Origin of the sequence: Erwinia sorbitola, from assembly GCF_009738185.1 — a bacterium.
Taxonomy (GTDB): domain Bacteria; phylum Pseudomonadota; class Gammaproteobacteria; order Enterobacterales; family Enterobacteriaceae; genus Erwinia; species Erwinia sorbitola.
This window is the reverse complement of the sequence record NZ_CP046509.1, coordinates 3,226,108-3,248,715: the sequence shown is the minus strand read 5'-3', so window position 1 is coordinate 3,248,715 and position 22,608 is coordinate 3,226,108. Positions and strand designations below refer to the sequence as shown.

At 52.4% G+C, this 22,608-nt stretch carries 20 protein-coding genes, 6 tRNA genes and 4 other RNA genes; 29 read left to right on the top strand and 1 reads right to left on the bottom strand.

Going from position 1 to position 22,608, the window contains the following annotated elements; translation table 11 throughout:
• Positions 1–7: 7 nt before the first annotated feature.
• Positions 8–1,291 (bottom strand): citrate synthase, encoded by a 1,284-nt coding sequence (locus GN242_RS14645; protein ID WP_154752112.1) that lies wholly within the window; start codon positions 1,289–1,291, stop codon positions 8–10.
• Between the two features lie 628 nt (positions 1,292–1,919).
• Between GN242_RS14645 and sdhC the strand changes: the two genes are divergently transcribed.
• The 29 genes from sdhC (at position 1,920) to GN242_RS14500 (ending at position 22,586) form a co-directional block, all read left to right on the top strand.
• Positions 1,920–2,309: a succinate dehydrogenase cytochrome b556 subunit gene (gene sdhC, locus GN242_RS14640; protein WP_133845516.1), complete on the top strand. Its 390-nt coding sequence runs from the start codon at positions 1,920–1,922 to the stop codon at positions 2,307–2,309.
• Entirely contained in the window at positions 2,303–2,650 is a 348-nt protein-coding gene (gene sdhD / locus GN242_RS14635) for a succinate dehydrogenase membrane anchor subunit (RefSeq protein ID WP_154752110.1), read from the top strand. Before sdhC ends, sdhD begins: the two co-directional genes overlap by 7 nt.
• Positions 2,650–4,416 carry a succinate dehydrogenase flavoprotein subunit gene (sdhA, locus tag GN242_RS14630; protein WP_154752109.1) on the top strand — a complete coding sequence of 589 codons (1,767 nt, stop codon included), beginning with the start codon at positions 2,650–2,652 and terminating at the stop codon, positions 4,414–4,416. The genes sdhD and sdhA overlap by 1 nt, the downstream gene beginning before the upstream one ends.
• 17 nt (positions 4,417–4,433) lie before the next feature.
• Positions 4,434–5,150: a succinate dehydrogenase iron-sulfur subunit gene (locus tag GN242_RS14625; protein ID WP_154752108.1), complete on the top strand. Its 717-nt coding sequence runs from the start codon at positions 4,434–4,436 to the stop codon at positions 5,148–5,150.
• Between the two features lie 231 nt (positions 5,151–5,381).
• A complete protein-coding gene (sucA, locus tag GN242_RS14620) occupies positions 5,382–8,189 on the top strand; it encodes a 2-oxoglutarate dehydrogenase E1 component (protein WP_154752107.1) in 2,808 nt (935 codons plus the stop codon).
• 13 nt (positions 8,190–8,202) lie between these two features.
• Positions 8,203–9,414 carry a 2-oxoglutarate dehydrogenase complex dihydrolipoyllysine-residue succinyltransferase gene (gene odhB, locus GN242_RS14615; protein ID WP_156287731.1) on the top strand — a complete coding sequence of 404 codons (1,212 nt, stop codon included), beginning with the start codon at positions 8,203–8,205 and terminating at the stop codon, positions 9,412–9,414.
• A gap of 92 nt (positions 9,415–9,506) precedes the next feature.
• Entirely contained in the window at positions 9,507–10,673 is a 1,167-nt protein-coding gene (gene sucC / locus GN242_RS14610) for an ADP-forming succinate--CoA ligase subunit beta (protein WP_154752105.1), read from the top strand.
• Positions 10,673–11,545, top strand: coding sequence for a succinate--CoA ligase subunit alpha (gene sucD, locus GN242_RS14605; RefSeq protein ID WP_156287730.1), 873 nt, complete (start codon positions 10,673–10,675; stop codon positions 11,543–11,545). Before sucC ends, sucD begins: the two co-directional genes overlap by 1 nt.
• A gap of 626 nt (positions 11,546–12,171) precedes the next feature.
• Positions 12,172–13,740, top strand: coding sequence for a cytochrome ubiquinol oxidase subunit I (gene cydA / locus GN242_RS14600; RefSeq protein ID WP_154752103.1), 1,569 nt, complete (start codon positions 12,172–12,174; stop codon positions 13,738–13,740).
• Between the two features lie 15 nt (positions 13,741–13,755).
• Entirely contained in the window at positions 13,756–14,895 is a 1,140-nt protein-coding gene (gene cydB, locus GN242_RS14595) for a cytochrome d ubiquinol oxidase subunit II (protein ID WP_154752102.1), read from the top strand.
• Between the two features lie 15 nt (positions 14,896–14,910).
• Positions 14,911–15,024: a cytochrome bd-I oxidase subunit CydX gene (cydX, locus tag GN242_RS14590; protein WP_062748470.1), complete on the top strand. Its 114-nt coding sequence runs from the start codon at positions 14,911–14,913 to the stop codon at positions 15,022–15,024.
• Positions 15,024–15,317, top strand: a complete 294-nt coding sequence (gene ybgE, locus GN242_RS14585; RefSeq protein ID WP_154752101.1) for a cyd operon protein YbgE — start codon at positions 15,024–15,026, stop codon at positions 15,315–15,317. Before cydX ends, ybgE begins: the two co-directional genes overlap by 1 nt.
• A 250-nt stretch (positions 15,318–15,567) precedes the next feature.
• Positions 15,568–15,972: a tol-pal system-associated acyl-CoA thioesterase gene (ybgC, locus tag GN242_RS14580; protein ID WP_156287729.1), complete on the top strand. Its 405-nt coding sequence runs from the start codon at positions 15,568–15,570 to the stop codon at positions 15,970–15,972.
• 5 nt (positions 15,973–15,977) lie between these two features.
• Positions 15,978–16,655: a Tol-Pal system protein TolQ gene (tolQ, locus tag GN242_RS14575; RefSeq protein WP_154752100.1), complete on the top strand. Its 678-nt coding sequence runs from the start codon at positions 15,978–15,980 to the stop codon at positions 16,653–16,655.
• A gap of 13 nt (positions 16,656–16,668) precedes the next feature.
• Complete coding sequence (tolR, locus tag GN242_RS14570; protein WP_156287727.1) at positions 16,669–17,097, top strand: colicin uptake protein TolR; 429 nt, start codon at positions 16,669–16,671, stop codon at positions 17,095–17,097.
• 29 nt (positions 17,098–17,126) lie between these two features.
• Positions 17,127–18,386 (top strand): cell envelope integrity protein TolA, encoded by a 1,260-nt coding sequence (gene tolA, locus GN242_RS14565; RefSeq protein ID WP_156287726.1) that lies wholly within the window; start codon positions 17,127–17,129, stop codon positions 18,384–18,386.
• 109 nt (positions 18,387–18,495) lie between these two features.
• Positions 18,496–19,788: a Tol-Pal system beta propeller repeat protein TolB gene (gene tolB / locus GN242_RS14560; protein ID WP_154752098.1), complete on the top strand. Its 1,293-nt coding sequence runs from the start codon at positions 18,496–18,498 to the stop codon at positions 19,786–19,788.
• A 44-nt stretch (positions 19,789–19,832) separates the two neighbouring features.
• On the top strand, positions 19,833–20,351 hold the full coding sequence (gene pal, locus GN242_RS14555; RefSeq protein WP_154752097.1) for a peptidoglycan-associated lipoprotein Pal: 519 nt from the start codon (positions 19,833–19,835) through the stop codon (positions 20,349–20,351).
• Between the two features lie 9 nt (positions 20,352–20,360).
• Positions 20,361–21,161, top strand: coding sequence for a cell division protein CpoB (cpoB, locus tag GN242_RS14550; RefSeq protein WP_154752096.1), 801 nt, complete (start codon positions 20,361–20,363; stop codon positions 21,159–21,161).
• Between the two features lie 164 nt (positions 21,162–21,325).
• Positions 21,326–21,401, top strand: a tRNA-Lys gene (locus GN242_RS14545).
• A 135-nt stretch (positions 21,402–21,536) separates the two neighbouring features.
• Positions 21,537–21,612 (top strand) — tRNA-Val (locus tag GN242_RS14540).
• Positions 21,613–21,616: 4 nt separating this feature from the next.
• Positions 21,617–21,692: transfer RNA gene (locus tag GN242_RS14535), tRNA-Lys, on the top strand.
• A 12-nt stretch (positions 21,693–21,704) separates the two neighbouring features.
• Positions 21,705–21,818: non-coding RNA, RtT sRNA (locus tag GN242_RS14530), on the top strand.
• A gap of 12 nt (positions 21,819–21,830) precedes the next feature.
• Positions 21,831–21,944, top strand: a non-coding RNA gene (locus tag GN242_RS14525) — RtT sRNA.
• Between the two features lie 45 nt (positions 21,945–21,989).
• Positions 21,990–22,065, top strand: a tRNA-Lys gene (locus tag GN242_RS14520).
• Positions 22,066–22,120: 55 nt separating this feature from the next.
• Positions 22,121–22,196: transfer RNA gene (locus tag GN242_RS14515), tRNA-Val, on the top strand.
• Positions 22,197–22,200: 4 nt separating this feature from the next.
• Positions 22,201–22,276: transfer RNA gene (locus GN242_RS14510), tRNA-Lys, on the top strand.
• A gap of 32 nt (positions 22,277–22,308) precedes the next feature.
• Positions 22,309–22,431, top strand: a non-coding RNA gene (locus GN242_RS14505) — RtT sRNA.
• Positions 22,432–22,462: 31 nt separating this feature from the next.
• Positions 22,463–22,586, top strand: a non-coding RNA gene (locus tag GN242_RS14500) — RtT sRNA.
• Positions 22,587–22,608: the final 22 nt, after the last annotated feature.

The following is a 22,608-nucleotide window of genomic DNA, read 5'->3' as shown; positions in this document are numbered from 1 at the left end:
TGTAAGATTACTTCTTAATTTTTGACGAGAAATCGCGCTGGTCGTAGCCGGTGTACAGCTGGCGCGGACGGGCAATTTTCACGCCGTCATCGTGCATCTCTTTCCAGTGCGCAATCCAGCCCACGGTACGCGCCATCGCAAAGATAACGGTAAACATGGAAGAGGGAATACCCATCGCTTTCAGAATGATGCCTGAATAGAAATCGACGTTTGGATAGAGTTTACGCTCAATAAAGTACGGGTCGTTCAGCGCAATGTGTTCCAGTTCCATGGCCACTTCCAGCAGGTCATCTTTCATACCCAGCTCTTTCAGCACTTCATGGCAGGTTTCACGCATCACGGTGGCACGCGGATCGTAGTTTTTATAAACGCGGTGGCCGAAGCCCATCAGACGGAACGAATCATTTTTGTCTTTCGCCCGACGCAGGAACTCAGGAATATGCTCAACGGTGCTGATCTCTTCCAGCATCCGCAGGCAGGCTTCGTTTGCGCCGCCGTGCGCCGGTCCCCACAGGGAGGCGATGCCCGCAGCGATACAGGCAAACGGGTTAGCACCAGAAGAACCGGCAGTGCGCACGGTAGAGGTCGATGCGTTTTGCTCGTGATCGGCATGCAGAATCAGAATGCGATCCATCGCGCGTTCCAGAACCGGATTCACCACATAGTCTTCACACGGAGTGGAGAACATCATATGCAGGAAATTGCCTGCATAGGAGAGGTCGTTGCGCGGATAGGCAAACGGCTGGCCAATGGAGTATTTGTAACACATGGCTGCCATGGTAGGCATTTTTGACAGCAGACGGAACGCGGCGATTTCACGGTGGCGTTCAATATTGACGTCCATTGCATCATGATAGAACGCCGCCAGCGCCCCGGTCACACCGCACATTACCGCCATCGGGTGTGAATCACGACGGAAGCCACGGAACAGATGGTGGATCTGCTCATGCAGCATAGTATGGCGGGTAACGGTGGTTTTGAACTCTTCAAATTCTTTCGCCGTTGGTGCTTCACCATTCAGCAGGATGTAGCAGACTTCCAGATAGTTAGAGTGCAGGGCTAGCTGGTCAATCGGGAAACCACGGTGCAGCAGAATGCCTTCATCACCGTCGATATAGGTAATTTTAGATTCGCAGGACGCAGTAGAAGTAAAGCCGGGGTCAAAGGTGAAATACCCTTTAGAACCCAGATTTCGGACGTCGATCTCCTCCTGCCCTAATGTGCCTTTCAGCACATCAAGAACAATAGGATCTTCGCCATCTAGGGTTAGCGTTGCTTTTTTATCAGCCATTTACAGTCTCCTTAGCGCCTTATTTAGGGATCTTTATCACCAGGAAAGTCAGCTCTCCCGGCCTTGTGCCGGGCGCAGAAGGTCATCAACTCTGTGGCATCTTTTTGCGTGCAGGGTACAGAGTGACGGGCGCGTACTGGCCGGGATGACATAATCCTGAAGCGTACATGGTTGTATAAAGATCCGGTATGGATATGACGTTATTATCGTCAATTCCTGATGCTTTATGGGTATTCACAACCAATGTTACATAACTTGTGCTTAGGGGAAAGTGTATCCCCATAACTTTTGTGCATCATAGAACTATTGTCCGTCTGGTTGTAACAATAATGTTGATTTTTTGTCAAATCAAACAATTAAAAATGTATCATTTATGAAAATCGTGAGAGCGATCACTGTTCCGCTGAAATGTTCCCAAAGAGTTTGTAGGGGAATTGTAATGAGAATGTGATCCACCTATACTGCCGCCAGGTCTCCGGAAATACCCTGCAGTAGGAGCCACCCAGCGTTTCATACGCGTCGTTTTTGACACTGGACGTTGTAGTTTTGGTGCCTGGCGCGATGTTTACTTATTTAACGCTGTCTGACCCCCCTTCAGGACCGGAGGAAGCAAAATAAGAAAAGCTGTGTGGGCAAAACCGTGAAAAAACAAAGACCTGTCAACTTGGATCTCACTACGATCCGGTTTCCCTTAACCGCAATTGCGTCCATTCTCCACCGCGTATCCGGCGTGATCACCTTTGTGTCGATCGGGATTCTGCTCTGGTTACTGGGTCTGTCGCTCTCTTCTCCCGAAGGTTTCCTTCAGGCTTCCGCCGTCATGGACAGCTTTATCGCCAAATTTATCATGTGGGGCATTCTGACCGCACTGGCGTACCACATCGCTGGCGGTATCCGCCATATGATGATGGACTTTGGCTTCCTCGGTGAAACATTAGAAACGGGCAAGTTTTCTGCGCAAATTGCATTCGGTATCACTGTCGTGCTCTCAATTCTGGCTGGAGTCCTCGTATGGTAAGCAATGCTTCTGCACTGGGTCGCAACGGCATTCATGACTGGCTGCTGCTGCGTGCTGCTGCTATGGTTATGACCCTCTATGTACTGTATATCCTCGGCTTTATCGTTATGTCAGGGCCACTGAGCTATGACATCTGGCGTGGCTTTTTTGCCTCCAACTTCACGAAAGTTTTCACCCTTCTGACGCTGTTCTCCATTTTGGTGCATGGCTGGATTGGGATGTGGCAGGTATTAACAGACTATATTAAACCGCTGGCGCTGCGCATGATGTTGCAGCTGGTGATTGTGGTAGCTCTGTTAGTGTATGCAATTTATGGAACTGTCGTAGTGTGGGGTGCGTAATGAGTTTGCCAGTAAGAGAATTTGATGCCGTGGTTATCGGCGCAGGCGGTGCAGGTATGCGCGCTGCCTTACAGATTTCCCAATCGGGCCAGACCTGTGCCCTGTTATCCAAAGTGTTCCCAACCCGTTCCCATACCGTGTCTGCGCAAGGTGGTATCACCGTGGCGCTGGGTAATACCCATGAAGACAACTGGGAATGGCACATGTATGACACCGTCAAAGGTTCCGACTATATCGGTGACCAGGATGCGATTGAATATATGTGTAAAACCGGCCCGGAAGCCATTCTTGAGCTGGAGCATATGGGCCTGCCATTTTCGCGTCTTGATGATGGTCGTATCTATCAGCGTCCATTTGGTGGTCAGTCGAAAAACTTCGGCGGTGAGCAGGCAGCACGTACGGCGGCGGCAGCTGACCGTACCGGCCACGCCCTGCTGCATACGCTTTATCAGCAGAACCTGAAAAACCACACCACTATCTTTTCCGAATGGTATGCGCTGGATCTGGTGAAAAATGCGGATGGCGCTATTGTTGGCTGTACCGCGTTGAACATTGAAGATGGTGAAGTTGTCTACTTTAAAGCACGCGCCACCGTGCTGGCGACCGGCGGTGCCGGACGTATTTATCAGTCCACAACCAATGCCCATATCAACACCGGTGACGGCGTGGGCATGGCACTGCGTGCCGGTGTACCGGTACAGGATATGGAAATGTGGCAGTTCCACCCGACCGGGATTGCCGGTGCGGGCGTGCTGGTAACGGAAGGTTGCCGTGGTGAAGGCGGCTATCTGCTGAACAAGCACGGCGAGCGCTTTATGGAACGTTACGCGCCGAATGCGAAAGATCTGGCGGGCCGTGACGTGGTGGCGCGCTCCATCATGATCGAAATCCGCGAAGGTCGCGGCTGCGATGGCCCGTGGGGCCCGCACGCCAAGCTGAAACTGGATCACCTGGGTAAAGATGTGCTGGAAGCGCGTCTGCCGGGTATCCTTGAGCTGTCGCGTACCTTTGCTCACGTTGATCCGGTGAAAGAGCCGATCCCGGTTATCCCAACCTGTCACTATATGATGGGCGGTATCCCGACCCGCGTGAGCGGTCAGGCGCTGACCGTGAACGAGCAGGGCGAAGATGTGCTGGTTCCTGGACTGTTTGCGGTAGGTGAAATCGCCTGCGTTTCGGTGCACGGTGCTAACCGCCTTGGCGGAAACTCGCTGCTTGACCTGGTGGTATTTGGTCGTGCTGCGGGCGTGCATTTGCAGGAGTCCATCGCCGAGCAGGGTGAACTGCGTGAGGCAACAGAAGAAGAGATTGAAGCTTCTCTGGCCCGTCTCAACCGCTGGAACAATAACGTCACGGGTGAAGATCCGGTAGAACTGCGCAAAGCATTGCAATCCTGTATGCAGAACAACTTCTCGGTGTTCCGTGAAGGTGATGCGATGGCGCGCGGTCTTGAAGAGCTGAAAGTACTGCGTGAGCGTCTGAAGAATGCCCGTCTGGATGACCGTTCCAGCGACTTTAACACCCAGCGTGTTGAGTGCCTGGAGCTGGATAACCTGATGGAAACAGCGTACGCCACGGCGGTATCTGCCAACTATCGTACCGAAAGCCGTGGAGCGCACAGCCGCTTCGACTATCCTGAACGTGACGATGCAAACTGGTTATGTCACAGCGTGTATCTGCCGCTGAGTGAAAGCATGACGCGCCGTGAGGTGAACATGCAGCCGAAACTGCGTGCGGCCTTCCCGCCGAAAGCACGTACATACTAGTTTGCGGAGATAACACCATGAGACTCGAATTTTCCATCTATCGTTACAATCCGGATGTCGATGATGCTCCGCGTATGCAGGAATATACGCTGGAGTCTGAAGAAGGCCGCGACATGATGCTGCTGGACGCGTTAATGCGTCTGAAAGAGAAAGACCCGACGTTAGCGTTTCGCCGCTCCTGCCGTGAAGGGGTGTGTGGCTCAGACGGTCTGAATATGAACGGTAAAAACGGTCTGGCCTGTATTACTCCAGTTTCTGCGCTGGGTAATGGTAAACAGAAAATTGTTATCCGCCCGCTGCCCGGTTTACCGGTGATCCGCGATTTGGTGGTGGACATGGGGCAATTCTATGCTCAGTATGAGAAGATTAAGCCTTACCTGTTGAATAATGGGCAAAAACCGCCAGCAAGGGAGCACCTTCAGCAGCCGGAACAGCGTGAAAAACTGGATGGCCTGTATGAATGTATTCTCTGCGCCTGCTGCTCCACCTCATGCCCGTCATTCTGGTGGAATCCGGACAAATTTATTGGCCCGGCAGGGTTACTGGCGGCATACCGTTTCCTGATTGACAGCCGTGATACCGAAACGGATGCTCGTCTCGACAATCTTAACGATGCTTTCAGTGTATTCCGCTGTCACAGCATTATGAACTGTGTGAGCGTATGTCCGAAAGGACTGAACCCAACGCGCGCCATCGGCCATATCAAGTCGATGCTGTTGCAGCGGGGCGCTTAACCGTAACGTTCCGGGGATCTGCGGATTCCCGGCGTTATCAGGTCATCTTTGTAAGGTGTTTTCGGCAGAGCGATATGTTGCCGGAAACCCTTTGCAAAGGTTCCCTTACGGGCCGGTCGCTCGTATCGAAGAACCGTACCACGGTAAGCCGTTAACGCGGCGCGGGACTTGCAAAGGTTCCATAACCAACCACGGCGAAAAAAAAAGCACAAATATGCTTAAGGGATCACAATGCAGAACAGCGCGATGAAACCCTGGCTGGACTCCTCCTGGCTGGCCGGCGCGAACCAGTCCTACATAGAACAGCTCTATGAGGACTATTTAACCGATCCTGACTCTGTCGATGTGGCCTGGAAGTCTCTTTTCCAGCAGCTTCCTGGAACTGGGGTTAGACCTGAGCAATTTCACTCCACTACTCGCGAGTATTTCCGCCGTCTGGCGAAAGATGCTTCGCGCTACACCGCCTCCGTCAGCGATCCTGAAACCAATGCCAAACAGGTTAAAGTATTGCAGCTGATCAACGCCTTCCGTTTCCGCGGACATCAGCAAGCAAACCTCGACCCGTTAGGCCTGTGGAAGCAGGAAACTGTACCGGATCTCGACCCGGCCTATCATGGTCTGAGCGAGGCCGATTTCCAGGAGAGCTTCAATGTTGGTTCCTTTGCCATCGGCAAAGAGACGCTGAAGCTGGCCGATCTGTTTGCCGCATTGCAGCAGACCTATTGCGGTTCGATTGGTGCGGAGTATATGCACATCACCAACACTGAAGAAAAACGCTGGATTCAGCAGCGTCTGGAATCGGTGGTGGGGCGGGCTTCCTACTCCGTTGAAGAGAAGAAAGGCTTCCTCAAACAGCTGACCGCAGCGGAAGGTCTGGAGCGTTATCTGGGAGCAAAATTCCCGGGTGCCAAACGCTTCTCACTGGAAGGCGGCGATGCGCTGGTGCCCATGCTGAACGAGATGATCCGTCATGCCGGTAAGAGCGGTACGCGCGAAGTGGTGCTGGGTATGGCACACCGCGGCCGTCTGAACGTGCTGATTAACGTGCTGGGCAAAAAACCACAGGATCTGTTCGACGAATTCGCTGGTAAGCATAAAGAGCATCTGGGCACCGGTGACGTTAAGTACCATATGGGCTTCTCATCCGATGTGGAAACCGAAGGCGGCATGGTTCACCTGGCGCTGGCGTTCAACCCGTCGCATCTTGAGATTGTCAGCCCGGTGGTGATGGGATCGGTACGCGCCCGTCTCGACCGTCTTGATGAACCCGCCAGCAATAAAGTATTGCCAATCACCATTCACGGCGATGCTGCGGTAATTGGTCAGGGTGTGGTGCAGGAAACCCTGAACATGTCCCAGGCCCGGGGTTACGAAGTGGGCGGTACCGTGCGTATCGTGATCAACAACCAGATTGGTTTCACCACCTCGAATCCTAAAGATGCCCGTTCCACCCAGTACTGTACTGACATCGGTAAAATGGTGCTGGCCCCGATCTTCCACGTTAACGCGGACGATCCGGAAGCCGTTGCCTTTGTCACCCGTCTGGCGTTGGATTTCCGTAACACCTTTAAACGCGACGTGTTTATTGACCTGGTCTGTTATCGCCGTCATGGTCATAACGAAGCTGATGAGCCAAGCGCCACGCAGCCCGTCATGTATCAGAAAATCAAAAAACATCCAACACCGCGTAAGATCTATGCTGACAAGCTGGAAGCCGAACAGGTAGCCAGCCTGGAAGATGCCACGGAAATGGTCAACCTGTACCGTGATGCACTGGATGCCGGTGAGTGCGTGGTGCCGGAATGGCGTCCGATGAGCCTGCACTCTTTCACCTGGTCGCCGTATCTCAACCACGACTGGGACGAAGGTTACCCGGAAGCTATCGAACTGAAACGTTTGCAGGAACTGGCTAAACGTATCAGCACGGTGCCTGAATCTGTAGAAATGCAGTCACGCGTGGCGAAGATCTACAACGATCGCGCGGAAATGGCGGCCGGTAATAAACCGTTCGACTGGGGTGCCGCAGAAAACCTCGCTTACGCTACGCTGGTGGATGAAGGCATTCCGTGCCGTCTCTCCGGTGAGGATATGGGGCGCGGTACCTTCTTCCATCGTCATGCGGTCATCCATAACCAGGCAAACGGCTCGACTTACACCCCGTTACAGCATGTGCACAACGGGCAGGGCATCTTCAAAGTCTGGGACTCCGTACTCTCGGAAGAAGCCGTACTGGCATTTGAATATGGCTACGCCACCGCAGAACCGCGCACCCTGACTATCTGGGAAGCGCAGTTTGGTGACTTTGCTAACGGTGCGCAGGTGGTTATTGACCAGTTCATCAGCTCCGGCGAACAGAAATGGGGCCGTATGTGTGGCCTGGTGATGCTGCTGCCGCATGGCTATGAAGGTCAGGGGCCTGAGCACTCATCCGCACGTCTGGAACGTTATCTGCAACTCTGCGCTGAACAGAACATGCAGGTCTGCGTACCTTCTACGCCTGCGCAGGTCTACCATATGCTGCGTCGTCAGGCGCTGCGCGGTATGCGCCGTCCGCTGGTGGTAATGTCACCGAAGTCACTGTTGCGTCATCCTCAGGCAATTTCTTCTCTGGAAGAGCTTGCCAGCGGTGCGTTCCAGCCTGCAATTGGTGAAATCGATAACCTCGATCCGCAAGGCATCAAGCGTGTTGTGCTCTGTTCCGGCAAGGTTTATTACGATCTGTTGGATAAACGCCGTAAAAATGAGCAAACCGACGTCGCTATCGTGCGTATTGAGCAGCTATATCCGTTCCCGCACAAAGCGGTACAGGATGTGTTGCAGCAGTATTCTCACGTGCATGATTTTGTCTGGTGTCAGGAAGAGCCGCTGAATCAGGGTGCATGGTATTGCAGCCAGCATCACTTCCGCGAAATCGTGCCGTTTGGGGCTTCATTACGTTATGCCGGTCGCCCTGCATCTGCATCACCGGCAGTTGGCTATATGTCCGTTCACCAGAAGCAGCAGCAAGATCTGGTTAATGACGCGCTGAACGTTGAATAATTAAGGAAAAAGAATGAGTAGCGTAGATATCGTTGTTCCTGACCTGCCTGAATCTGTGGCTGACGCCACCGTAGCAACCTGGCATAAAAAACCTGGCGACAGCGTCAAGCGTGACGAAGTGCTGGTAGAAATTGAAACTGATAAAGTCATTCTGGAAGTCCCGGCTTCCACCGACGGCGTACTGGAAGCGATTCTCGAAGATGAAGGCGCTACCGTCGTTTCACGTCAGGCGCTGGGTCGCCTGAAAGAAGGCAACAGCGGCGGCAAAGAGACTTCAGCGAAAGCAGAAGCCAATGAGTCAACTCCTGCGCAGCGTGCGACGGCATCTCTGGAAGAAGAGAGCAACGATGCCCTCAGTCCGGCTATTCGTCGCCTGATCGCCGAACACAGCCTGGATGCGGCTGCTATCAAAGGCAGCGGTGTTGGTGGACGTATCACCCGTGAAGATGTGGAAAAACATCTGGCGAAAGCGCCTGCGAAGAGCGCAGAGCCTGCTGCTGCTGCCCCGGCAGTTTCACTGGGCAACCGCAGTGAGAAACGCGTGCCAATGACACGCCTGCGTAAACGCGTGGCAGAGCGCCTGCTGGAAGCGAAAAACAGTACTGCGATGCTGACTACGTTTAACGAAGTCAACATGCAGCCAATTATGGCCCTGCGTAAGCAGTATGGTGATGCCTTCGAAAAACGTCATGGTGTGCGTCTGGGCTTTATGTCCTTCTACATCAAAGCCGTTGTCGAAGCGCTGAAACGTTATCCGGAAGTCAACGCCTCTATCGATGGCGAAGAAGTGGTGTATCACAACTACTTCGACGTCAGCATTGCCGTTTCCACGCCGCGCGGCCTGGTGACCCCGGTGCTGAAAGATGTTGATGCATTAAGCATGGCTGACATTGAGAAGAAAATTAAAGAGCTGGCGGTGAAAGGGCGCGACGGTAAGCTTACCGTTGACGAACTGACCGGCGGTAACTTCACCATCACCAACGGTGGTGTTTTCGGTTCCCTGATGTCTACTCCGATCATCAACCCGCCGCAGAGCGCGATTCTGGGTATGCATGCGATCAAAGATCGTCCGATGGCGGTCAATGGACAGGTTGTTATCCAGCCAATGATGTATCTGGCACTCTCCTACGATCACCGTCTGATTGATGGCCGCGAGTCTGTGGGCTATCTGGTGGCGATTAAAGAGCTGCTGGAAGATCCTGCGCGTCTGCTGCTGGATGTCTGACCCCCTGAGCACGGCATTATGCCGTGCTCAACCCTATGTGTAGCTGCCTCTCTCGCAGCTAAATCTTTTCAGATCTGAATGGATAGAACATCATGAACTTACACGAATATCAGGCAAAACAGTTGTTTGCACGGTATGGTTTACCGGCACCAACCGGTTATGCCTGCACCACGCCACGTGAAGCAGAAGAAGCCGCCTCTAAGATTGGTGCCGGCCCGTGGGTAGTGAAATGTCAGGTTCATGCCGGTGGCCGCGGTAAAGCGGGCGGTGTGAAAGTGGTTAACAGCAAAGAAGAGATTCGTGCTTTTGCAGAAAACTGGCTGGGTAAGCGTCTGGTGACCTACCAGACTGATGCGCACGGTCAGCCGGTGAACCAGATTCTGGTTGAATCTGCGACCGATATCGATCAGGAGCTGTACCTGGGCGCGGTAGTTGACCGTGGCACCCGTCGCGTGGTGTTTATGGCGTCGACTGAAGGTGGCGTAGAAATTGAAAAAGTCGCTGAAGAAACTCCACACCTGATTCATAAAATGGCGCTGGATCCGTTGACCGGGCCGCAGCCTTATCAGGGCCGCGAGCTGGCGTTCAAGCTGGGTCTGACTGGTAAGCAAGTTGGTCAGTTCACCAAGATCTTTATGGGTCTGGCGACGCTGTTCCTGGAGCGCGATCTGGCGCTGGTTGAGATCAACCCGCTGGTTATCACTAAGCAGGGCGATCTGGTCTGCCTGGACGGTAAACTGACTGCCGACGGTAATGCACTGTTCCGTCAGCCTGAACTGCGTGAAATGCGCGATCCAAGCCAGGAAGACTCCCGTGAAGCACACGCTGCACAGTGGGAACTGAACTATGTGGCGCTGGAAGGTAACATCGGCTGCATGGTGAACGGTGCCGGTCTGGCGATGGGTACGATGGACATCGTTAAACTGAGCGGTGGTCAGCCTGCAAACTTCCTTGATGTTGGCGGCGGTGCCACCAAAGAACGTGTCACCGAAGCTTTTAAAATCATCCTCTCTGATGATGCGGTGAAAGCGGTGTTCGTGAACATCTTCGGCGGTATCGTACGTTGTGACCTGATTGCTGATGGCATCATCGGTGCGGTGGAAGAAGTGGGTGTGAACGTGCCGGTTGTGGTACGTCTGGAAGGAAACAATGCCGAGCTGGGTGCCAGTAAACTGGCAGAAAGCGGCCTGAATATTATTGCAGCAACCAGCCTGAGTGACGCGGCGCAGCGCGTTGTTGCCGCAGCGGAGGGTAAATAATGTCTATTTTGATCGATAAAAACACCAAGGTAATCTGCCAGGGCTTCACCGGTGGTCAGGGTACCTTCCACTCCGAACAGGCGCTGGCCTATGGTACTCAGCTGGTTGGCGGCGTAACGCCAGGCAAAGGTGGCACCGAGCACCTGGGTCTGCCAGTGTTTAACACCGTGCGTGAAGCGGTAGAAGCGACCGGCGCTACTGCATCCGTGATCTACGTTCCGGCACCCTTCTGCAAAGACGGTATCCTGGAAGCGATTGATGCGGGCATCAAGCTGATTATTACTATCACCGAAGGTATCCCGACTCTGGATATGCTGACCGTGAAAGTGAAGCTGGATGAAGCCGGTGTGCGTATGATTGGTCCAAACTGCCCGGGTGTCATCACTCCGGGTGCCTGTAAGATTGGTATTATGCCTGGTCATATTCACCAGCCAGGCCGTATCGGCATTGTGTCCCGTTCCGGCACCCTGACCTATGAAGCCGTGAAGCAGACCACCGATATTGGTTACGGACAGTCCACCTGTGTGGGCATTGGCGGTGACCCGATCCCAGGCTCTAACTTCATCGATATCCTGAAACTGTTCCAGGATGATCCGCAGACCGAAGCCATCGTGATGATTGGTGAAATCGGCGGTAGTGCTGAAGAAGAAGCAGCGGCATTTATCAAAGAATACGTGACCAAACCTGTGGTCGGCTACATCGCGGGTGTGACTGCGCCGAAGGGTAAACGTATGGGCCACGCAGGTGCCATTATCGCGGGCGGTAAAGGTACAGCGGATGAGAAATTTGCTGCACTGGAAGCGGCCGGGGTGAAAACTGTCCGTAGTCTGGCTGATATCGGCGAAGCCGTAAAAGCGGTACTGCCTCAGTAACATTCGCCCGCAGCAACTTTTTTCAAGCAGAGGTCACCCACGGGTGGCCTTTTTTGTTTTCCTCTGCCACACTTTTCACGGTATGTGCATTAACGTTAAATTATTATTAAATCCTCAATATGTTATTTAACGTTAAATTGCCCCGGTATTGCTTTTTATATTTAACCTTATCCCAAATAACGCATACAATTCTTTAACAAGAATCGCGTGGTACCACAATGTGAGAGATCTAAATATTAATTTAGATCAACAAAAACAAACTTATTTGTTGGGTATTTCTCTGGAGTGTTAGCCTGTTTTTGGTTTAAATTGCGCTGCATCAAATTAGGGTTATGTCTCCCATTTCATTGAAATTTGATGCAACCTGCTAAAAATAATACGGGTGTCACAAAACCACTTTAAACCTGTGTGTATAAAGGCGTATTATAGTCGATGGAATGTCTTTTGGATTTTCCTGAGCTGTGACGTGAACTTTGGGTTAAAGGCTGAGGTGTTTTTTTCCTGCCTCTCCGTGGCCACATTATGGGATTTAAATATTCATTTTTTATTGGGATGTTCCAGGTAATTCTGAGTAGTTTACTCGGGTATTCTTCTGTCGGAACCCACTTGCGGAGCAAGGAGTCAAAATGTTTGATATTGTCGAACTGTCGCGATTACAGTTTGCTTTGACTGCTATGTACCATTTCTTGTTTGTGCCATTAACGCTGGGTATGGCGTTTTTACTGGCCATCATGGAAACGGTTTATGTACTGTCTGGTAAACAAATCTACAAAGATATGACCAAGTTCTGGGGAAAGTTGTTTGGTATTAACTTTGCCCTGGGTGTTGCAACCGGGCTGACCATGGAGTTCCAGTTCGGTACGAACTGGTCTTATTACTCGCACTACGTGGGTGATATCTTCGGTGCCCCTCTCGCCATTGAAGGCTTAATGGCGTTCTTCCTTGAGTCGACCTTTGTCGGGCTGTTCTTCTTTGGCTGGGATCGCCTGGGCAAAGTGCAGCATATGGCAGTGACCTGGCTGGTCGCATTAGGTTCTAACCTCTCCGCACTGTGGATTCTGGTGGCAAACGGCTGGATGCAGAATCCTGTCGCATCTGACTTTAACTTTGAAACCATGCGCATGGAGATGGTCAGCTTCTCCGAGCTGGTGCTGAACCCGGTAGCACAGGTTAAATTCGTGCACACCGTTGCAGCGGGTTACACCTGTGGTGCCATGTTCATTCTTGGTATCAGTGCTTACTATCTGCTGCGTGGCCGCGACATTGCTTTCGCCAAGCGCTCATTTGCCATTGCTGCCAGCTTCGGTATGGCGGCTATCCTGTCCGTTATCGTGCTGGGTGATGAATCAGGCTATGAAATTGGTGACGTACAGAAAACCAAACTGGCCGCAATCGAAGCAGAGTGGGAAACACAGCCTGCACCAGCCGCCTTTACTCTGTTTGGTATTCCTGATCAGGAAGCACAGCAGAATAAATATGCAATCCAGATTCCGTGGGCTCTGGGCTTGATCGCAACCCGATCTGTCGATAAGCAGGTCACCGGGCTGAAAGAGCTGATGCAACAGCATGAAGTGCGTATTCGTAACGGGATGAAAGCCTATGAGCTGTTGCAGGAGTTGCGCACAGGTAATCAGGATCCGGCGGTAAGAACTGCGTTTAATGAAGCGAAACACGATCTTGGCTATGGTCTGCTGTTAAAACGCTATACACCGAAAGTTACAGATGCCAGCGAAGCACAGATCCAGCAGGCAACCAAAGACTCGATTCCGAGTGTTGCACCGCTCTATTTCTCCTTCCGCATCATGGTTCTTTGTGGCGTGCTGATGTTACTGATCATTGGCCTCTCATTCTGGTCAGTCATTCGTAACCGTATTGGTAAATGCCCGCTTCTGCTGAAATGTGCTCTGTACGGTATTCCGCTGCCGTGGATTGCTATTGAATCAGGCTGGTTTGTTGCAGAGTACGGCCGTCAGCCGTGGGCAATTGGTGAAGTGTTGCCAACCGCTGTAGCGAACTCATCACTGACTGTCGGCGACCTGCTGTTCTCAATGGGGCTGATTTGTGGTCTGTACACGCTGTTCCTGGTGGCTGAAATGTATCTGATGTTCAAGTTCGCTCGCCTGGGTCCAAGCAGCCTGAAAACCGGACGCTATCACTATGAACAGTCCAGCATCGCCTCGCAGCCGGCACGCTAAGACAGGAGTCCACACATGTTAACTTATGAAGAATTGCGTTTTATCTGGTGGCTGCTGATCGGCATTTTGCTGATTGGTTTTGCAGTCGCCGACGGCTTCGATATGGGGGTAGGGATGCTGACCCGCATTCTTGGTCGTACCGATACCGAGCGCCGAATTATGATCAACAGTATCGCTCCACACTGGGACGGTAACCAGGTTTGGCTGATCACCGCAGGCGGCGCGCTGTTTGCCGCCTGGCCGATGGTTTATGCTGCTGCGTTTTCCGGCTTTTATGTGGCGATGATCCTGGTGCTGGCGTCACTGTTCTTCCGTCCGGTCGGGTTCGACTACCGCTCTAAGATTGAAGATATGCGCTGGCGTGGTATGTGGGACTGGGGGATCTTCATCGGTAGCTTTGTTCCGCCGCTGGTGATTGGTGTGGCATTCGGTAACCTGTTACAGGGCGTACCGTTCCATATCGACAGCGATCTGCGTCTGTTCTATACCGGTAACTTTTTCCAGCTGCTGAACCCGTTTGGCCTGCTGGCCGGTATTGTCAGCCTGACCATGATCCTGACTCAGGGTGCCACCTATTTGCAGATGCGTACCGTTGGTGAACTCCACCTGCGTACACGCAAAGCAGCACAGATTTCTGCTGCGGTAATGATGGTGTGCTTCGTGCTGGCTGGTATCTGGGTAGTGTACGGCATTGATGGTTACGTCGTGACTTCAGTGATGGATCATAACGGTGCATCTAATCCACTGGCCAAAGAAGTGAGCCGTCAGGCGGGTGCCTGGATGGTAAACTTCAACCACGCACCTGTTCTCTGGGCTATCCCGGCACTGGGTGTGGTACTGCCGCTGTTAACGATTCTGTTCTCACGGCTTGAGAAAGGGGCATGGGCGTTTGTGTTCTCTTCACTGACGCTGGCCTGTGTCATCCTGACTGCGGGTATCGCCATGTTCCCGTTCGTGATGCCATCAAGCACCGTACCGAATATTAGCCTGACAATGTGGGATGCCACATCAACAGTGCTGACGCTGAAAGTTATGACCGTAACGGCCATCATCTTCGTTCCGATCATCCTGGCCTATACAGCCTGGTGTTACTACAAAATGTTCGGTCGTGTGACCAAAGAACAGATTGAAAGTAACAGCAATTCTCTCTACTAAGGAAGGAGCGACATCATGTGGTATTTTGCCTGGATTCTCGGCACGCTGCTGGCCTGTGCCTTCGGTATCATTACGGCACTGGCGCTGGAACAAGCTGAAGCGTCTGCTGCGAGTAAAGAGAAGCTGTAATGGGGGAGGGCATCGCTCGACTCTATCAACTTATGGATAAGGGCCCGTTGCGGGCTCTTTCCCTGGTGGCTGCATTAGTGCTGGCGGGATGTATGTTTTGGAACCCGGCGCGCTTTGCGGCCAACAGCAGCGACCTGGCTATCTGGCAGGGGCTGGTACTGATGTGGGCCGTTTGTACCGGTGTGATTCACGGCGTGGGTTTCCGCCCGCACCGTTTGCGCTGGCGCGGTTTCTTCTCTCCACTTCCGGCGTTGTTGATCCTGCTGAGTGGAGTCGGCTTTTTCTTCCTCTGATAGTGCAGAGGGGCAGTTTCTCAGGCCCCTCTGTTCTTCTCTTCTTAAAACACCGCGTTGTATTGCCTTTAAATCTTTTCTCAGCTGCTTTTATGTCAATCATTGTCTAACAAATGTGCTGAAATTAGTGAAGTTGTTACGGTGCGATAATTATTTTCATCAGCTTGTGGCAACCCATTCCCAATAGGTTAGCTCTTGCGTATAGTAGCAACGTTTTCCTGTACCAACGTTAGCATTACCGGGATGTAGAGTGAGTACAACGCTGTTTCGATGGCCGGTGCGTGTCTATTACGAAGATACCGATGCCGGTGGTGTGGTTTACCATGCCAGCTATGTCGCTTTTTATGAACGGGCACGAACTGAAATGCTGCGCCAGCGCCATTTCAATCAACAGGCTCTGCTGGAACAGCAGGTGGCTTTCGTCGTGCGTCGTATCACGGTTGATTACCTTGCAGCTGCACGACTCGACGAAATGCTCGATGTGCAAAGCGAGGTTATTGGCATGACCAGAACGACCATGACATTCGCACAACGCATCGTTAATGCAGAAGGCCGTGTGCTCAATGAGGCAGAGGTCTTGATCGCCTGCATCAATCCACATCTAATGAAGCCGATAGCGCTTCCCAAGTCTATTGTCGCGGAGTTCAAGCAGTGACTGACATGAACATTCTTGATTTGTTCCTGAAGGCGAGCCTTCTGGTCAAACTTATCATGTTGATTTTAATGGGTTTTTCTATCGCATCCTGGGCCGTTATCATTCAGCGCACCCGTATTTTGAATGCAGCTACGCGTGATGCAGATGCCTTCGAAGATAAGTTTTGGTCTGGTATCGAACTGTCTCGTCTCTATCAGGAAAGCCAGGCTCGTCGCGATGAGCTGGGCGGTTCTGAGCAAATTTTCTATGCGGGATTTAAAGAGTTTGCCCGTCTGCATCGTGCTAACAACCATGCGCCGGAAGCGGTTGTGGAGGGCGCGACCCGAGCTATGCGTATTTCCATGAACCGTGAACTGGAAGCGCTGGAAAACCATATACCTTTCCTCGGTACCGTAGGTTCCATCAGCCCTTATATTGGTCTGTTTGGTACGGTATGGGGGATTATGCACGCCTTTATCGCACTGGGTGCGGTGAAGCAGGCCACTTTACAGATGGTAGCACCGGGTATTGCAGAAGCGCTGATTGCAACCGCAATCGGTCTGTTCGCCGCTATCCCTGCGGTTATGGCCTACAACCGCCTGACCCAGCGCGTGAACAAGCTGGAGCAGAACTACGACAACTTTATGGAAGAATTCACGGCTATCCTGCATCGTCAGGCTTTTTCTAGCGACGTAAGCAAGTAAGTCGGAGGTTAGCATGGTCAGAAGGCGTGGTCGCGGTCGCCGCGACGTCAAGTCCGAGATCAATATTGTTCCGTTGCTGGACGTGCTGCTGGTGCTGCTGCTGATTTTTATGGCAACGGCGCCAATCATCACTCAAAGCGTGGAAGTTGATCTACCGGACGCAACAGATTCTAAAACCGTCTCCAGCGATGATAATCCTCCTGTGATTGTTGAAGTTGCAGGCGTCGGGCAGTACAGCCTGGTGGTCGATCACGATCGGATGGAGCAGTTGCCAGCGGAACAGGTGGTAGCCGAAGCGCAGCGTCGCCTTACGGCCAACCCTAAAACGGTGTTCCTGATTGGCGGAGCCAAAGAGGTTCCTTACGAGGAAATCATCAAGGCACTGAACTTGCTGCATCAGGCAGGCGTGAAGTCTGTCGGATTAATGACGCAGCCGATTTAATTCATTCGAACCGTTTTTGGGAACCGAGAGTGTCGAAGGCAACCGAGCAAGACGAAAAGTTAAAACGAGCCATAACCCTGTCAGTTATCTTCCACATTATTCTGGTGGCAGTGCTGGTGTGGAGCTCGTTTGACGAAAACATCGACGCCAGCGGCGGCGGTGGCGGTGGCGATATTGATGCAGTTATGGTCGATCCTGGCGCGGTCGTAGAACAGTACAATCGTCAGCAAAATCAGCAAAGTGACAGCAAGCGAGCTGAACAGCAACGTCAAAAGCAGGCTAAACAGCAGGCAGAAGAGTTGCAGCAGAAGCAGGCCGCAGAGCAGCAGCGACTGAAACAGATCGAAAAAGAGCGACTGCAAGCCCAGGAAGAGGCTAAACAGCAGGCTGCTGAACAGGCCGCCGAGCAGAAGCAGGCCGCTGATGCTGCGAAGCAGGCACAGCAGGAGCAAAAACAGGCAGAAGCAGCGGCGGCGAAGGCCAAAGCGGATGCGAAAGCTCAGGCTGATGCTCAGGCGAAGTCTGCCGCAGATGCACAGAAAAAAGCGGCTGAAGAGGCGAAAAAAGCCGCTGCCGACGCAAAAAAAGAAGCTGAAGCTGAGGCAAAACAGGCCGCCGCCGAAGCAGCTAAAGTGAAAGCCGCTGCTGATGCGAAAGCCAAAGCAGCCGCTGACGCTAAAGCGAAAGCTGCTGCGGATGCAAAAGCTGCCGCGCAGGAAGCTAAAGAGCAGGCCGCCGCTGAGGCGAAAGCCAAAGCTGCGGAAGAAGCTAAAGAGAAAGCCGCAGCGGCAGCGAAAGAAAAAGCCGATGCCGCCGCGAAAGCGAAAGCTGAAGCAGCGGCGAAAGCCAAAGCTGATGCCGCAGCCAAGAAGAAGGCCGCCGCTGAAGCCGCTAAGGAATCCGGCGATGTCGGAGACCTGCTGGGCGACCTGACTTCAGGTAAAAATGCGCCAAAATCTGGCAACGCAGCCGGTGGTGGCGGTGCCGCAGGGCAGGGCAATCAGAAAAAAGCGGGTGCATCGGGAGCTGCCATTGACAGTTATCTCGGCCAGGTGAAAGGCGCAATCCAGAGTAAGTTGTATGATGCTGATACTTTCGCCGGACAAACATGCGATATCCGCATCAAGCTGGCGCCGGATGGCTTGCTGATTTCTGCAACTTCTGCGGGTGGCGATCCTGCACTGTGCCAGGCTGCATTAAGTGCGGCACGTACGGCGAAAATCCCGAAACCACCTAGTCAGGATGTCTGGCAGGCGGTGAAAGAAGCAACGGTCGTGTTTAAACTGTAAGAATTCAGTAATCAGCGGCATGTTGAACTATGTTCTGCATGCCGTACTCTTAGGTTTCTTGATACAAGGCTAATTATCGTGGGTGCTATGCCCGGATAAGGGAGAAAGAATGAAGCAGGCATTTCGTGTAGCGCTGAGTTTTTTAATGCTGTTTGTCGCAGTTGCGCATGCAGAAGTACGCATTGAAATTACCCAGGGTGTAAATTCTGCGCGTCCAATTGGTGTTGTCCCCTTCAAATGGGATGGCCCAGGTGCTGCGCCAGAAGATATTGGTGGCATTGTTGCTGCTGATTTACGCAACAGCGGTAAATTCAATCCAATCGATCGTTCACGTTTACCACAGCAGCCAACCACTGCTGCCGAAGTGCAGCCTGCTGCATGGAGCGCACTGGGTATTGATGCCGTGGTAGTAGGCCAGGTTCAGCCAGGCGCGGACGGAAGCTATCAGGTTTCTTACCAGCTGGTGGATACTTCCGGCAACCCGGGCGCTGTGCTGGCTCAGAATCAGTTTAAAGTCACCAAACAGTGGTTGCGTTATGCAGCGCACACTGCCAGTGATGAAAGCTTTGAGAAACTGACCGGCATTAAAGGTGCGTTCCGTACCCGTATTGCTTACGTAGTACAGACCAACGGCGGTCAGTTCCCTTATGAGCTGCGCGTCTCTGACTACGATGGTTACAATCAGTTTGTGGTACATCGCTCTCCTGAACCACTGATGTCACCAGCCTGGTCACCAGATGGTAGCAAAGTGGCGTACGTTACCTTTGAAAGCGGTAAGTCTGCACTGGTTATCCAGACGCTGGCAAACGGCGCTATCAGACAGGTTGCTTCGTTCCCACGTCACAATGGTGCGCCGGCATTCTCTCCAGATGGCAGCAAACTGGCGTTTGCGTTATCTAAAACCGGTAGCCTGAATCTGTATGTGATGGATATTGGTTCTGGTCAGATTCGTCAGGTCACTGATGGTCGCTACAACAGCACCGAGCCAACGTGGTTCCCGGACAGCCAGAGTCTGGCTTATACCTCTGATCAGGCCGGTCGCCCGCAAATCTATAAAGTCAGCGCAAGCGGCGGTACTGCCCAGCGTATTACCTGGGAAGGTTCTCAGAACCAGGACGCCGACGTAAGCACTGATGGTAAATCTATGGTGATGATCAGCACCAATGGCGGCGCTCAACACGTCGCCCGACAAGATCTGGTAACGGGAGCCGTTCAACAATTAACGGACACGTTCCTGGATGAGACGCCAAGTCTCGCACCTAACGGCACAATGGTAATCTACAGCTCTACACAGGGTATGGGTTCCGTATTGCAGTTGGTTTCGACGGATGGGCGTTTCAAAGCGCGTCTTCCGGCAACCGATGGACAGGTCAAATTTCCTGCCTGGTCGCCGTATCTGTGATGCATGTGTAAATATGTATGGCAAACTATAATAGGAATTAAATAATGCAACTGAACAAAGTGCTGAAAGGCTTAATGCTGGCACTGCCAGTAATCGCAGTGGCTGCATGTAGCTCTCACAAGAACAACAACAATGACCAGACTAACGGTATGGGCATGGGTGACGGTTCTAACAGCGGCATGAACAGCGGTAACATGTCTTCTGATGAGCAGGCACGTCTGCAGATGCAAGAACTGCAGAAAAACAACATCGTATACTTCGGTCTGGATAAGTATGACATCGCTTCTGACTTCGCTCAGATGCTGGATGCACACGCTAACTTCCTGCGCAGCAACCCATCATACAAAGTGACTGTAGAAGGTCATGCGGATGAGCGCGGTACTCCTGAATACAACATCGCCCTGGGCGAACGTCGTGCTTCAGCTGTTAAAATGTACCTGCAGGGTAAAGGCGTTTCTGCTGACCAGATCTCTATCGTTTCTTACGGTAAAGAAAAACCTGCAGTACTGGGTCACGACGAAGCAGCTTATGCTAAAAACCGTCGTGCAGTACTGGTTTACTAAGAGAATCACATGATTAGTAGCTTCAGAACTCACTTGTTGAGTCTGTCGTTACTGGTTGGCGTAGCGGCCCCCTGGGCCGCTAATGCCCAGGCAACAATCAGTAACGTTGGCTCCGGCTCGGTTGAAGACCGTGTCACTACCCTTGAGCGTATTTCTAACTCTCAAGCGCAACTCCTCCAGCAGCTTCAGCAGCAACTTTCCGAAACTCAAAGTGATATTGATTCATTACGCGGTCAAATTCAGGAAAATAGCTATCAGCTGAATCAGGTTGTGGAGCGTCAGAAAGGGCTTTATCAGCAGATTGACAGTCTCAGCAGCGGTGGTGCAAACGCCGGCGCAGCGGCTGCTTCAGGTGCTGGTGCGGCTGCTGCCAGCTCTTCTGATAGTAGCAACCCGGCGGCAGCACCAGCTGCTGCCGCTGCTCCAACTCAGAGCGGTGATGCGAATACCGACTACAATGCGGCTGTTGCGCTGGTACTGGAAAAGAAACAGTACGATCAGGCGATATCTGCGTTTCAGGCTTTTGTGAAGAAATACCCGGATTCAACTTACCAGCCTAACGCGAACTATTGGCTCGGCCAGCTGAATTACAACAAAGGCAAAAAAGACGACGCAGCATTTTATTTTGCCACTGTAGTTAAAAATTACCCCAAATCACCTAAAAGCGCAGATGCGTTATTGAAGGTTGGGGTGATCATGCAGGAAAAAGGCGACAAGGCGAAAGCCAAAGCGGTCTATCAGCAGGTGGTTAAACTGTACCCAAACAGTGAAGCTGCGAAACAGGCGCAAAAGCGCTCTGCAACACTTTAACTGGTGTGATTTGGCCTGTTTTAGCGTGATTTATAGTCTTGCCGCGTGAATCCTAAGCAGTTGAACGGCTTATCCAGAAATAGTGGTTGCGCTGGAAATGGAAATCAGTAATATATGCCGCCGTTGCCGGGGGATATCTTAACAGACGCCAGCAGCACAAAATTGGGTCGTTAGCTCAGTTGGTAGAGCAGTTGACTTTTAATCAATTGGTCGCAGGTTCGAATCCTGCACGACCCACCACTATCTAAGTAGTGTGCGGTGCAAACCGTGAAGGATGAGAACCGTAAAAGGTTCGAGTCGAGCGAAAGCGGTGCAAACCGTGAAGGATATTGGTAATCAGTAAGCGGTGAAAGCCGTGCTTTGAAGTTTCGATATGGGTGATTAGCTCAGTTGGTAGAGCATCTCCTTTACACGGAGGGGGTCGGCGGTTCGAGCCCGTCATCACCCACCATATCGGGTCGTTAGCTCAGTTGGTAGAGCAGTTGACTTTTAATCAATTGGTCGCAGGTTCGAATCCTGCACGACCCACCACTTCAAAGTAGTAAGCGGTGTAAACCGTGAAGGATGAGAACCGTAAAAGGTTCGAGTCGAGCGAAAGCGAGACAACGTTGCTTCAGCAACGGCCCGAAGGGCGAAGTCATCCTGCACGACCCACCACTTCAAAGTAGTAAGCGGTGCAAACCGTGAAGGATGAGAACCGTAAAAGGTTCGAGTCGAGCGAAAGCGAGACAACGTTGCTTCAGCAACGGCCCGAAGGGCGAAGTCATCCTGCACGACCCACCACTTCAAAGTAGTAAGAGATAGCATAGTACAGATTTACCGCATTGCGGGTCGTTAGCTCAGTTGGTAGAGCAGTTGACTTTTAATCAATTGGTCGCAGGTTCGAATCCTGCACGACCCACCACTATCTAAGCAGTAAGCGGTGTAAACCGTGAAAGCATGCGTAGCAGTTCTGATATGGGTGATTAGCTCAGTTGGTAGAGCATCTCCTTTACACGGAGGGGGTCGGCGGTTCGAGCCCGTCATCACCCACCATATCGGGTCGTTAGCTCAGTTGGTAGAGCAGTTGACTTTTAATCAATTGGTCGCAGGTTCGAATCCTGCACGACCCACCAATGTTAAGAAGGCGCCCTAAAGGCGCCTTTTTGCTATCTGCAAATCGGGCGGGGTTCGAACCTGCCGCAGGTTCGGGTCGACGCAGTGAGACAGCGTTGCGCCAGCAACGACCCGAAGGGCGAGGCGAAGCCGAGTCATCCTGCACGACCCACCAATGTAAGAAGGCGCCCTAAAGGCGCCTTTTTGCTATGTGCAAATCGGGCGGGGTTCGAACCTGCCGCAGGTTCGGGTCGAACGCAGTGAGACAGCGTTGCGCCAGCAACGACCCGAAGGGCGAGGCGAAGCCGAGTCATCCTGCACGACCCACCAATGTTAAGAAGGCGCCCTAAAG